The organism is Pseudoclavibacter sp. 8L, from assembly GCF_902506465.1.
Lineage (GTDB): Bacteria > Actinomycetota > Actinomycetes > Actinomycetales > Microbacteriaceae > Pseudoclavibacter.
The window spans coordinates 1,455,094-1,467,575 of sequence record NZ_LR733186.1 but is presented as its reverse complement, the minus strand read 5'-3'; the positions used below and the strand labels follow the sequence as shown (position 1 = coordinate 1,467,575).

The window sequence follows — 12,482 nt, the reverse complement described above, 5'->3', positions numbered from 1 at the left end:
GCGGTAGGGCGCGAGAGTAGGCTGCGGGGCGGCGTCCGCGTCCGGCGCTGCTTCTCCGCCAGGGCCTGCTATTTCTCCGCGAGGGCCTGGCGGATGCGCTTCAGCGAGGCCGTCTCAGCCGTGCCGAGCTGCTGCGCGAAGAGGCTCACGCGGAACTCCTCGAGCATCCACCTCGCCTGGACGACGGACGCCGGGGCGGAACGGTTCGCGGGGAACGTGCCGCCCGCCTCCGTGTACAGGGCCGTCGCCTGCTCCACCTGCATGAGGCCGGCCCGCTCGATGCTGGAGTGGCTGAGCACCCGCTCCAGGCGGTAGGTGAGCGCCCGCAGGTAGCGGGGGAGATGCGCAAGCCGCGTGACGCCGGTCTTCGACACGAAGCCAGGGTAGACGAGCGCCTGCAGCTGCGAGCGGGCGTCGGAGAGCGATGGCAGCACCGAGATGTGGTTCGCCGTCTTGAGCGCCTTGTTGGCCTCGCGGAAGCGGTCGAGGACCTCGGAGACGAGCTTGGTCTGCGCGAACATGCGGTCGAGCAGGGTCGCGTTGAACGTCTCGCGCAGCTCGTCGAACGCGGCGCGCGTGCGCACGGGGCCGCCATGTTCCTGGCTATACGCGGCAACCGCATCCTGGGCGAGGGCCGCGACGATGTCGCCGAAGAGCGCGGGAGTCGAGTGGTATGGGCTCGTCGCGAGAGCCAGCTTCTCCTTCGCCGTCAGGTGCTCCTGCACGTAGCTCGCAGGGGAGGGCACCGACGCGACGAGGAGGGCAGCCACACCAATGGGATGCTCGCGCGCCTGGTCCTCTGGCGTCGTCACGAGGCGCAGGTCGATGCTCCCCTTGACGACGGCGAGCGACGGGTAGGCGCGGATCACGCCGTGCTTGCGCTTGATGTCGATGAGCTCGGGGATCTCGTCGAGCGGCCACTCGGTGAGGCCGTGCTGGTCGTACCGGAGCTCCGCGGTCGACGCGCTCTGCGCGGGCACCGAACCGGCCTCGCGTACGCCGTTCCCGGGACGGGCGGGCGCCGCGACCTGCTGCGTCGCACGCAGCACCGACGCCTCCGATGCCTTCTTGAGTTTCTCCTGCAGCGCCTTGAGGTCCTCTCCCGTGCCGAGCTCGCGGCCGCGGTCGTCGAGCACTCGGAAGCGAACCCGAAGGTGCGAGGGGACACGGCTCCAGTCGAACTCGCTCACATCGAAGCGGATGCCCGCCTGCCGCTGCATGATCTGCCGCAACGCGTCGTCGAAGTCGCCAGGAACCCCCTGGCCGAGGTCTGGCCTCGCCTCGCCGAGCTCGCCGAGGAGCTTGTCGGCCCAGTCCGCGGAGGGCACGAAGTTGCGGCGGGTGGCCTTCGGCAGCGACTTCAGGAGCGCGATGACCAGCTCCCGGCGCATGCCGGGCACCTGCCAGTCGAAGCCGCGGTCGTCGAGGCGCGATAGCAGAGGCAGCGGGATGTTGACCGTCACACCGTCGTCGGGCGCACCCGGGTCGAAGCGGTACCGGAGGCGGAGGCGCTGGTCGCCCTGCTTCCACTCGGTGGGGAACCCGGCACCCTGCTCGTCGGGGTCTGCGTGCTCCTCGCCGAGCACATCCGCCCTCGTCATGGTGAGCAGCTGCGGCGTCTGCTGCTGCGCGCCCTGCCACCACTTCTCGAACGTGGACTGCGAGACGACGTCCCTCGGGAGGCGCTCGTCGTAGAACTCGAAGACGGCGTCCTCGTCGTCGGTGTAGGCGCCGCGCGAACGGGTGCGCTCCTCGAGGTCGGCGAGGCTCTTGCGCAGCGCCCGGTTCTTGGAGTCGAAGCTGTGGCGCCCGTTCCAGTCGCCCTCGACGAGGGCGTGGCGGATGAACAGGTCGCGCGACCAGGCCGGGTCGATCTTCGAGAACTGCACGGTGCGTCCGCGGACGATGGGCACGCCGTAGAGGGTCACCCGCTCGATGGCGACGGCGGAACCCTGCTTCTTCTCCCAGTGCGGGTCGGAGTGGTTGCGCTTCGCGAGGGAGCCCGCGAGCACCTCCGCCCAGGCTGGGTCGATCTTCGCGACGGTGCGCCCGAAGAGGCGGCTCGTCTCGACGAGCTCCGCCGCCATGACGACATCCGGCTGCTTCTTCGCCTTCGCGAGCCCGGAGCCGGGGAAGATCTGGAACCGGGTGCCGCGCGCTCCCGCGTAGTCGCGCTTCAGCTCGTCGCGGATGCCGATGTGGCTGAGGAGCCCGGCGAGCATCGAGCGGTGGATGGCGTCGGCGAGGGCGCCGGGCTCCTGCACCTGCCCGGCGGCTGGCCGCTGCACCTTCAAGCCGATGGGGCCGGCGAGCTGGCGGAGCTGACGGAACACGTCCTGCCACTCGCGGAAGCGGACGAAGTTGATGAACTCGTCGCGGCACTTGCGACGGAACGCGCTCGAGCCGAGCTCGTGGCTCTGCTCCTCGAGGTAGTTCCACAGGTTCACGAGCGTGAGGAAGTCGCTGGACGGGTCGCGGAACCGCGCGTGCAGCTCGTCGGCCTTCTGTCGTTTCTCGAGCGGACGCTCGCGGATGTCTTGCACCGTCATGCCGGCGACGATGATGAGGATCTCGCGGCTCACGTCGTGCTGCTTCGACTCGATGACCATGCGGCCGAATCGGGGGTCGATGGGGAGGCGGGCGAGGCTGCGGCCCGTCTTCGTGAGGCGCAGCTGGCTGTCCTTCCCGTGGCTGGCCTTGCCCGGTTCGACGGCCCCGAGCTCGCTGAGGAGGTCGGTGCCGTCCTTGATGCCGCGCGCGTCCGGCGGCTGCAGGAACGGGAACTCGGAGAGGGCCCCGAGGCCCAGCTCGAGCATCTGCAGGAGCACGCTCGCGAGGTTCGTGCGGAGGATCTCGGGTTCGGTGAACTCGGGGCGGCGATCGAAGTCGGCCTCCGAGTAGAGGCGGATGGCGACGCCAGCCGAGGTGCGGCCGGCGCGGCCCGAACGCTGCTTCGCGGACGCCTGCGAGATCGCCTCGATGGGGAGGCGCTGCACCTTCGCGCGCGTCGAGTAGCGGGAGATGCGCGCCGTCCCCGTGTCGATGACGGCGACGATGCCTGGCACCGTGAGGCTCGTCTCGGCGACGTTCGTCGCGAGCACCACGCGCCGGCGCACGCCGGGCGGACGCTTCGACTCGAACACGCGGTGCTGCTCCGCGGAGGAGAGGCGGCCGAAGAGCGGGAGGACCTCGGTCGACTCCGGGCGAGCGTCGCGCGCGACGTGGGCGCGGATCGCGTCCTGCGCGTCCCGGATCTCCTGCTCGCCGGACAGGAACACGAGCACGTCGCCGGGCAGGTCGCGGTCGAGCTCGTCGAGCGCGTCCACGATGCCCTCGAACATGTCCCGCTCCGGTGTCTGCGGGGCGGCGTCCTCGTCCTCGTCGCCGGGGAGCGGTGCGTCGGCGACGAGCGGCCGGTAGCGGACGTCGACGGGGAAGGTGCGGCCCGAGACCTCGATCATCGGGGCGTCGTTGAAGTGCTTCGAGAACGACTCGGGGTCGATCGTCGCCGACGTGATGATGACCTTCAGGTCGGGTCGCTTCGGGAGGAGCGTCTTCAGGTAGCCGAGGAGGAAGTCGATGTTGAGGCTGCGCTCGTGCGCCTCGTCGATGATGATCGTGTCGTACTTGCGCAGCAGGCGGTCGCGGTGGATCTCGTTGAGGAGGATGCCGTCGGTCATGAGCTTCACGCGCGTCTCGGCCGACACCTCGTCGGTGAAGCGCACCTGGTAGCCGACGAGCCCGCCGATGTCGCCGCCGAGCTCATCCGCGATCCGCTCCGCGATCGTGCGGGCGGCGATGCGTCGAGGCTGCGTGTGCCCGATCATCTGCCTGCCGAGCTCGAGGCAGATCTTCGGCAGCTGCGTCGTCTTGCCCGACCCGGTCTCGCCCGCGACGATGACCACCTGGTTGCCGGCGATGGCGTCGCGGATCTCGTCCCGCATCTGGCTGACGGGCAGCTCCGGCGGGTAGGAGATCTCGAGGGGAGTCGTAGTCATGAGCATTACAGTCTATTGCCGTGTCCGGTCAGCGCGGAACCAGTTCCGCTTGCTAGAACAGTGGGATGACCGCATTGCAGATCCCCAACGTTTCCCTCAACGACGGCACCAGCATTCCCCAGCTCGGCTTCGGCGTCTTCAAGGTCGACCCGGCAGAGACCGAGCGCATCGTGTCCGACGCCCTCGAGGTCGGCTACCGCCACATCGACACCGCCAAGATCTACGGCAACGAGGAGGGCGTGGGCAGGGCTATCGCGAAGTCCGGCATCCCGCGCGACGAGCTCTACGTGACCACGAAGCTCTGGAACGACGAGCAGGGCCGCGACACGCCCCGCGCGGCGATCGACGCGAGCCTCGAGCGCCTCGGCCTCGAGAAGGCCGACCTCTACCTCATCCACTGGCCGACGCCGAAGCAGAACACGTACGTCGAGAGCTGGGAGGCGCTCGTCGAGCTGCAGCAGGCCGGCCTGACCACGTCGATCGGCGTGTGCAACTTCTTCGAGTCGCACCTGCGCGACATCATCTCGGCAACCGGCGTGAAGCCGGTCGTCAACCAGATCGAGCAGCACCCGATCTTCCAGCAGCCGGAGCTCGACGCCTACCTGCAGGCCGAGGACATCAAGACCGAAGCGTGGGGACCGCTTGGCCAGGCCAAGTACCCGCTCTTCGAGCTGGAGCCCGTGAAGGCGGCAGCGGACGCACACGGCAAGACGCCCGCGCAGGTCGTCATCCGCTGGCACCTCCAGAAGGGCAACATCGTCTTCCCGAAGACCACGTCGCGTGAGCGCATGGTCGAGAACGCTCAGGTCTTCGACTTCGAGCTGTCGGGCGCCGAGTACGACGCCATCACGGCACTCGAGCGCGGCGAAGAGGGACGCGTCGCGGCGCACCCCAACGAAGTGAACTAGCTTCCAGCAGCTGCTGAGACGGCCGGCGCCCCAGAGGGTGCCGGCCGTCTCGTCATTGGCGCGGTCGGACGGGGCGCAGAGGGTTGCGATCACGGCGCCGTCGGGCCTGTCAAGCGAAGTCTTCGCGCAGTTCGACGAAGATAGCGTCGGTGCATGAGTTCCTCCGCACCAACCCGTCGCACGCTCGAGCGCATCGCGCGGGAGCGGTTCGGGTGGGAGTCGCTGCTCCCTGGTCAAGGCGACGCGATCCGCTCTGCGGCTGCGGGGCGCGACACGCTGCTCGTGCTCGCGACAGGTGGCGGGAAGTCAGCGGTCTACCAGGTCGCGGGCGCCGCGCGCGGCGGCATCGTTCTCGTCATCTCGCCGCTCATCGCCCTCCAGGCAGACCAGCGCGCATCGATCGAAGCCGCCCCGGACGCCCCGGATGTCGTCGCCATCAACTCATCACGGGGCGCCGCCGCGGTGGCCCGCGCCTGGGAACGGATCGACGCGGGCGGGTCGTTGTACGTGCTCCTCGCACCAGAGCAGCTCGCGAACGAGGACAACGTCGCCCGCCTCGCGGCGCAGGACGTTGCTCTGCTCGTCGTGGATGAGGCGCACTGCGTCTCCTCGTGGGGGCACGATTTCCGGCCCGACTACCTGAGGCTCGGCGACGTGCGATCAGAGCTCGGCGACCCGCCGGTGCTCGCGATGACCGCGACGGCGTCGAAGCCGGTGAGGGCGGACATCATCGAGCGGCTGCGGATGCAGGATCCTGACGTGCAGGTGCACGGCGTCGATCGACCCGAGATCCGACTCGCAGTCCAGCGCCATGAGAGCGAGGACGACAAGCGGGCCGCGATCGTCGACGAAGCGCGCAGCTGGACCGCCCCCGGTCTCGTCTACGTGGCCTCGCGCAAGGAGACGGAGTCGTATGCGGCCGAGCTCGCCGCGGAAGGGCGGGAGGTTGCCGCCTACCACGCCGGCCTCAAGGTCGCAGAGCGCCGAGCGGTGCAGGACCGGTGGCGGGACGGTGAACTCGATGTCGTCGTCGCGACGTCCGCGTTCGGCATGGGCATCGACCGGGGTGACGTGCGCTTCGTGCTCCACGCGGCGACGACGGAGTCGCTCGACGCCTACTACCAGGAGGTCGGCCGCGCGGGGCGGGACGGCGAGCCCGCGACGGCCGTGCTGCACTACCGCGTCGAGGACCTCGCGCTGCGGCGCTTCTTCGCGAAGCGCTCGCTCGACAAGGCCGGGCTGCGCAAGCTGTGGCGCGCCATCGCGCGCACGCCAGGTGCGAGCATCCGGGACCTCTCCGAGGCCGTCGGTCAGCCCGCAAGAACCGTCGCGAGGCTCGTCAACCAGCTCGTGGATGCCGAACTCGTCGAGACGACCGGGGGCGTGCATCCGCTGCGCAAGACCCGAGTCGATGCCGTGGTGAAGGCCGTCAAGGAGGCGTCCGCCGCCCGGGAGCGAATCGCCGAGTCGCGATTGGCGATGATGCGCGCCTACGCGGAGGGGACCCAGTGCCGCCGTCGCGTGCTGCTCGACTACTTCGGGGTCGAGGGGCCGGATTGGTGCGGGAACTGCGACGGCTGCGAGCGGCGCGAGGACATGTCAGACGCCCAGGCAGACAGCGTGCCGGCGGACGCGCCGCTCGCCGTCGACGAGTCCGTCGAGCACCGTGAGTGGGGAGCAGGCACGGTCATCAGCGTGGAAGAGGACCGGGCGACGATCTTCTTCGAGACGGAGGGCTACAAGGTCGTCGCACTCGCGGCGCTCGACTCCAACGTGCTGCGCCAGGTCGCGGACGCCACCGCGTAGTCGACCGACGTGAGCTAGGTTCGTCGCATGCGCTTCCCGAGGGGCTCCCTGTGAGCGAGACCGCTCAGCGCGACGGTGCCTCCAGCGAGGGCCAAGAGCCTCTCGATGAGGCCGATGGCCCGCTGCGCGCGTGGTTCGCGGTCGCGGCCATCGTCATGGTCAGCAACTTCCTGTTCTTCTTCATCGGGGGGCTCGCCTCGTTGGAGCTGATGGATTTCCTTCAGCGAGACCCGTCTTTCACTTCGAATCCGTACCGGCAGGAAGCGCTGTCCATGGCGCTCGGTATGGGAGCTGTTGCGGCTGGGCTGATCGTGCTGTCCGTCTGGCTCGCCGCCGTCGTGGGTCGAGGATTCCGCGTGCCCGCGTGGCTTGCGCCGGGAGTCGTTGCGACCGCACTGGCACTGCACACGGTCTTTTGGATTGTGGTCGCGATCGTCAACGGGCGTTGAGCTGGATCTCCTGCTTCTCCTGCGCCCACTGGATACGGAGGGACTTCGGATGGCTCGCTCAAGGAGGCGTCCTAGCCTCGCACGATGACGAATTCAAAGACTCGCAAGTTTGCAGGGCTCAGTGGACTCGCCGCGGTCGGCGCGCTCGCGGGAGCGCTCTTCGCCGCCACCCCCGCCAGCGCCGCCGGGTCGGCCTACTACGCCTTCGAGACCCAGGCGGAGTGCGTGACGAAGTGGGGAGCCGTCGTCGGCGGCTCCGTCGGCACCGGATCGAACGTGTACATCGGGCCGAACGCCTGCTCGCAGGACACGACGGGCACGTTCGCGGGCATGTACCGCCTCTACGTCGCCTACCCGTAAGCCGACTGTGGCGCGGTGCGGCGCGGCGGTGCTGTGCAGCGCGGCTGTGCAGTGGCGCCGCGCCGCGCCGCGGCGTGATCGTGCAGCGCCGCGGCTACGCCAACCGGCCGGCGATCGAAGCGAGCTCGGCCACTGATCCGTCGGCGATGACACGGACATGCTCCGTGATCGCCTCGAGGGGCCAGTCCCACCAGGCAGTATCGAGGAGCGTCTGGACGTCATTGTCATCGAAGCGGCGACGGATGAGCGTCGCCGGGTTGCCGCCGACGATGCCGTAGTCGGGCACATCCTTCGTCACGACGGATCCCGTCGAGACGATCGCCCCGTCGCCGATGCGCACCCCCGGCATGATGGTGACGTCCCCGCCGATCCAGACGTCGTTGCCGATGACCGTGTCGCCGCGGCTCGGCAGGTCGCTGACGAGGTCGACGTGCTGCCCCCAGGCTCCGCCCATGATGGGGAACGGATACGTGGACGGCCCCGACATGCGATGGTTGGCGCCGTTCATGATGAACCGCACGCCGGAGGCGATCGCGCAGAACTTCCCGATGACGAGACGCTCGGGCCCGTAATGGTGCAGCACGTTGCGCGTCTCGAACGCCGAGGGGTCGTCGGGGTCGTCGTAGTACGTGAAGTCTCCGACGCTGATGAGCGGGCTCGTGATGAGCGGCTTCAGGAGGATGACCCGCTCCTGCCCCTCGATCGGATGCAGCGTGCTGGGGTCAGGGGGAGACGCGGGTTCACTCACCGACCCAGTGTAGAACCGCGCCATTCTCGGCCTGTGGCGCGCATCCCGAACCGCGCGGCCACGGAATAGCAATCGCGGCAGCCTCGTTGCACCCCTGATGACCTCGAACTCGAACAGCACCACCAACGCACCGAGGACCGCGCTTGTTGTGGGCGCCTCCGGGATCACCGGCTCCGCCCTCGTTGATCGCCTGAGCAAGGACGGTTGGGAGGTCCTCGCCCTCTCTCGCCGCGCCGTGACGAGCGGCACCGTGCGGGGCATCGCCGCCGACCTCCGCGACCCGGCGAGCCTGCGCGCTGCGCTCGCGGAGGAGCGCCCCACGCACGTGTTCTTCACCGCCTGGCAGCGACAGGCGACGGAGGCGGAGAACATCGCCGTGAACGGCGCCATGGTCCGTGACCTGCTCGCGGCGCTCGACGACGCCCCCGTGGAGCACGTCGCCCTGGTCACCGGTCTCAAGCACTACCTGGGCCCATTCGAGGCCTACGCCGCGGGCGAGATGCCCGACACCCCGTTCCGTGAGGAATCCGAGCGGCTCGACACCCCGAACTTCTACTACGCGCAGGAAGACGAGCTCTTCGCCGCTGCCGCCCGCCAGCAGTTCACGTGGTCGGTGCATCGATCGCACACCGTCATCGGGCATGCCGTCGGCAACGCAATGAACATGGGCCTGACGATCGCCGTGCAGGCCACGATCGCGAAGCACCTCGGCGTGCCCTTCGTGTTCCCCGGAAGCGCGGCGCAGTGGAACGGCCTCACCGACATGACCGACGCTGGGGTCCTCGCCGAGCAGATGGTGTGGGCGTCGACGGAGTCGGCAGGCCGCAACGAGGCGTTCAATATCGTCAACGGGGACATCTTCCGTTGGCGGTGGATGTGGCCTCGCCTCGCCGAGATGCTCGGCGTCCCCGCCGAGCAGGTCGTCGGGTTCGACGGGCAGGCGCGCCCGCTCGAGGAGCAGATGGCGCAGCTCGAGCAGCACTGGCCGGCCATCGCGGCCGAGCACGGGCTCGTCGAGGCGGACATCTCGCGGCTCGCATCCTGGTGGCACACCGACGCCGACCTCGGACGCGAGATGGAGGTCGTCACCGACATGGGCAAGAGCCGGGCCGCCGGCTTCCTCAGCTTCCGCCGAACCGACCAGGCCTTCGCCGACCTCTTCGCGCGCTACCGCGCCGACCGCCTCATCCCCTGACCGAATCCCCTGACCGCATCCCGGCTCGGCCCGCTCGGTAGGAGGGGGCAGCTGGGTCGCTTTCCCCCTCCGGACGGCTCCGCGCACGGGCACCCTGGCCGTCCTGGGTCACTTTCGCCCCTGCGGATGGCGCCTGCAGAGCTGCCTGGGTCGCTCTGCCCCTGCGGATGGCCCGGCCGGGGTCGCCTGGGACACCTGGGTCACTTTCGCCCCTGCGGATGGCCCGGCCTGGGTCGCCTGGGACACCTGGGTCACTTTCGCCCCTGCGGATGGCGCCTCCAGGGCTGCCTGGGTCGCTTTGCCCCTGCGGATGGCCCGGCCTGGGCCAGTTGGGTCACTTTCCCCCCTCTGGACGGCTCCGCACGGGGTGAAAGTGACCCAAATGAGGCCTTGGCCCTGTGGCCCTTCCGCGCTGCCGGGTCACCGGGACAGCGCCGCACGCAACCGCGCGAGGAAGACGGCGGCGTCCGGAAACAGGTCAGCGTGGGTGACGCGGATCACGCGCCATCCGGCTGCGATCAGCGCCTCGGTGCGCGTTATGTCGCGTCGGAACTGCGCGGGACTCAGGTGGCCTTCGCCCTCGTACTCGACGATGACGCGCTGGGCCCGAAAGACGAGGTCGCCTCGTGCCAGGAAGCGTCCGCCCGCGTGGATATCGGCGTTGACGGCCGGTTCCTCGAAGCCCGCATCCACGATGAGACAGCGAAGCCAGCTCTCCGGCGGGGAGGCGACGTGCTCCCGAAGGCGCGGCAGTACGCTGCGCAGGACCGAGCAGCCGCGGAGTCGGCCCCAGCGCTCGACGGCGTCCTCCAAGCTCGAGAGCGGTGTCATCGAGCCGGACGAAACCCGCCCCGGGTAGCGGTCGAAGTCGCTGATCATCGCGTCGCCGACCGTGATCAGCTCCGTCTCGCTGAACGAGCTCCCCAGCAGAGCGAAGAGCAGCGGCGCGGGAACCACTCGGACCCCGTCGATGAGGTCCGCCTCCCAGAGCTCATCCCGGATGCGCCGCGCACGGACGCCCGCCGCTCGTGGTCTCGAGGCCGACTGCCTGCAAAGCACATCGACGGTCGTGGAGCGATGGCGCCGCGGTACCGGCAACCCGTAGGCGTGCAGCGCGGAGGGCCCGCTCAGCGCCTGGCCGCCGCGAAGTCGCGGCCCGAAGCGGAGGACCTGCTCCCTGGTGTCGTGTGCGGGCTCCGTCGCTCGCACTCCGCGGTACGGACGAGCGAGGCTCTGCCTGGCAAGGGCTTTCTTCGTGAGACCCGCGGCGTTCCCCTCCGCGATCCCGAACGCGCGGTCTCTGAGCTCCTCGGGGATCGGGATGCGCGCGGCCATGCCGGAAACCTACGCGCGTGGGCGTCGTCCCGCGGAAGTTCTCCACAGCCCCCGATGCCCGCCGCACCCAGCGCCCGCCGCTTTCGCTGACCGCCGCTTCCGCTGACCGCTGCTTTCGCCTCCGCTTCTGCTTCCGCTTCGGCTCCCGGTGTCGCTGCGCCTGGTCAGGAGGTCAGTTTGAGCCCATGTTGAGCGGTCTGATGGGGGGAAAGTGGCCCATCTGGCGCGGGGCTGTGCGTGCGGGGATGCGCGCGGCTGGGTCGGAAGCCTACGCGCGTGGGCGTCGTCCCGCGGAAGTTCTTCACTGCCGGGCGTATCCGCGGCCGCTCCCGCTGCTGCTGCGGCTGGTCAGAAGGTCAGTTTGAGCCCATGTTGAGCGGTCTGATGGGGGGAAAGTGGCCCATCTGGCGCGGGGCCGTGCGTGCGGGGGTGTGCGCGGCCGGGTCGGAAACGTACGCACGTGGGCGTCGTCCCGCGGAAGTTCTTCACTGCCGGGCGTATCCGCGGCCGTCCCGGTGTCGCTGCGGCTGGTCAAGAGGTCAGTTTGCGCCCATGTTGAGCCGTTTGATGGGGGGAAAGTGGCCCATCTGGCGCGGGGCAGGGCGCGCGGGATCGTGCGGGGCTGCGGGCGTGCGGGGCTGCGGGCGTGCGTTAGCGTGGGTCACGAAAACCTCCGTGTTGCGATGCGAGTGTGGTAACCCACATCCTCACGGAGGTTTTCGCTTCCCTCAAACCATCAAACGTTCACAACGTCCCAGGTCAATACACCTAGCGCCGGCTTCTCGAGGGCGCCCGCTTAGCCACTGCGCTGACCCTGCCCATCAACGTTGTTGAGAAGGTACCGCTCAACCTGAGAGGGAAGGGCGACCGCTTGGCGAGTGCAGGCCGCGGCGCTTGTGGCGTGGCGGTGGCCGTTCGAGTAGTCGATGTGCGGGTCGGTCCCGATGGCGCCTGGAAGACCACGACCGCGCGGCCTCTCCGCGCTGCGTGAGAGCGTGAGCAGGGACGCGGTAGCGTCGCCAGACTCGCCCCGTCAGCAGTCGCCGTGCAAGTCCTCGCGGACGACTTCGGCACTCGTAGAGAACACGGCGAAATTGTGGGACACCCATCAGTGGGCCAATGCGACTTTCTGGAAGGGCAGTTGATTACCTTCGACGAAGCCTTCCTTGCAAGTGTCCCTCCCTCGACCGCATCACGGCTTTGGCCGAGCAGGCCGGTGCGAAGGTGTTGCTGGTGAGAACTGGGCGCACCTCCAATTCGTAGCCTCAGGTGGCGCGTTCTTCCTCCTCGTTCACGACCGCGACGATGTCCCCGAATTGCTTGACGTGCACCGGTTCGTGGAGGAGTGGAAGAAGACCGCCTCTCTCGACCTGCGCGACGGCCACGCCAATGCCATCGACACCTACCACGATCGCATCGCTGGCGGCAGTAACAAGGCGATAATCGACACCATGTACACCGCGCAAACAGCCTGCCGCGCTGACACCCTCGCCGGATCGCGACCGAGCTGATCGCAGCGATGTTGCTCGCGGTGTCCTACCTCGTGGTCGCGAGCATCTGCACCAATCTCACAACGTAAGGTGGTCCTGGATGGCTCATTCTCCCTGTGCTACAGCTCTTTCGGGGCGTGCTGAAGCTGATCCTGATGAGGCCGGCGAAAGCCATACACCAAGCATGCCGACA

The 12,482-nt window shown here is 68.9% G+C and carries 9 protein-coding genes; 6 read left to right on the top strand and 3 right to left on the bottom strand.

Annotation, left to right across the window (positions count from 1 at the left end):
• Nucleotides 1–68 precede the first annotated feature (68 nt).
• The gene (gene hrpA / locus GV007_RS13490) at nt 69–4,004 is read right to left on the bottom strand and encodes an ATP-dependent RNA helicase HrpA (protein ID WP_442960381.1); all 3,936 of its coding nucleotides are present in this window, start codon (nt 4,002–4,004) and stop codon (nt 69–71) included.
• 68 nt (nt 4,005–4,072) lie between these two features.
• On the opposite strand from hrpA, the gene GV007_RS13485 reads away from it, so the two are divergent.
• From GV007_RS13485 to GV007_RS13470, 4 genes are all read left to right on the top strand, one after another.
• The gene (locus GV007_RS13485; RefSeq protein WP_201297745.1) at nt 4,073–4,906 is read left to right on the top strand and encodes an aldo/keto reductase; all 834 of its coding nucleotides are present in this window, start codon (nt 4,073–4,075) and stop codon (nt 4,904–4,906) included.
• 153 nt (nt 4,907–5,059) lie between these two features.
• The gene (locus GV007_RS13480; RefSeq protein ID WP_160073309.1) at nt 5,060–6,712 is read left to right on the top strand and encodes a RecQ family ATP-dependent DNA helicase; all 1,653 of its coding nucleotides are present in this window, start codon (nt 5,060–5,062) and stop codon (nt 6,710–6,712) included.
• A 50-nt stretch (nt 6,713–6,762) separates the two neighbouring features.
• Entirely contained in the window at nt 6,763–7,161 is a 399-nt protein-coding gene (locus tag GV007_RS13475; protein ID WP_104307031.1) for a hypothetical protein, read from the top strand.
• A gap of 84 nt (nt 7,162–7,245) precedes the next feature.
• A complete protein-coding gene (locus GV007_RS13470) occupies nt 7,246–7,521 on the top strand; it encodes a hypothetical protein (RefSeq protein ID WP_104332256.1) in 276 nt (91 codons plus the stop codon).
• 94 nt (nt 7,522–7,615) lie between these two features.
• Here the strand turns inward: GV007_RS13470 and GV007_RS13465 are convergent, their stop codons facing one another.
• Nucleotides 7,616–8,269, bottom strand: coding sequence for a CatB-related O-acetyltransferase (locus GV007_RS13465; protein ID WP_236558502.1), 654 nt, complete (start codon nt 8,267–8,269; stop codon nt 7,616–7,618).
• Nucleotides 8,270–8,366: 97 nt separating this feature from the next.
• Here GV007_RS13465 and GV007_RS13460 point away from each other — a divergent pair, with 97 nt between their 5' ends.
• Nucleotides 8,367–9,464, top strand: coding sequence for an SDR family oxidoreductase (locus GV007_RS13460; protein WP_160073305.1), 1,098 nt, complete (start codon nt 8,367–8,369; stop codon nt 9,462–9,464).
• 420 nt (nt 9,465–9,884) lie between these two features.
• Here GV007_RS13460 and GV007_RS13455 read toward each other — a convergent pair whose 3' ends face one another.
• A complete protein-coding gene (locus tag GV007_RS13455; RefSeq protein ID WP_160073303.1) occupies nt 9,885–10,799 on the bottom strand; it encodes an endonuclease domain-containing protein in 915 nt (304 codons plus the stop codon).
• 1,172 nt (nt 10,800–11,971) lie between these two features.
• On the opposite strand from GV007_RS13455, the gene GV007_RS19080 reads away from it, so the two are divergent.
• Complete coding sequence (locus tag GV007_RS19080; protein ID WP_201297704.1) at nt 11,972–12,310, top strand: AAA family ATPase; 339 nt, start codon at nt 11,972–11,974, stop codon at nt 12,308–12,310.
• Nucleotides 12,311–12,482: the final 172 nt, after the last annotated feature.

Coding starts and splice junctions, on each gene's coding strand:
- hrpA (WP_442960381.1), bottom strand. CDS start 4,004: ATGCTCATGACTACGACTCCCCTCGAGATCTCCTACCCGCCGGAGCTG.
- GV007_RS13480 (WP_160073309.1), top strand. CDS start 5,060: ATGAGTTCCTCCGCACCAACCCGTCGCACGCTCGAGCGCATCGCGCGG.
- GV007_RS13470 (WP_104332256.1), top strand. CDS start 7,246: ATGACGAATTCAAAGACTCGCAAGTTTGCAGGGCTCAGTGGACTCGCC.
- GV007_RS13460 (WP_160073305.1), top strand. CDS start 8,367: ATGACCTCGAACTCGAACAGCACCACCAACGCACCGAGGACCGCGCTT.
- GV007_RS13455 (WP_160073303.1), bottom strand. CDS start 10,799: ATGGCCGCGCGCATCCCGATCCCCGAGGAGCTCAGAGACCGCGCGTTC.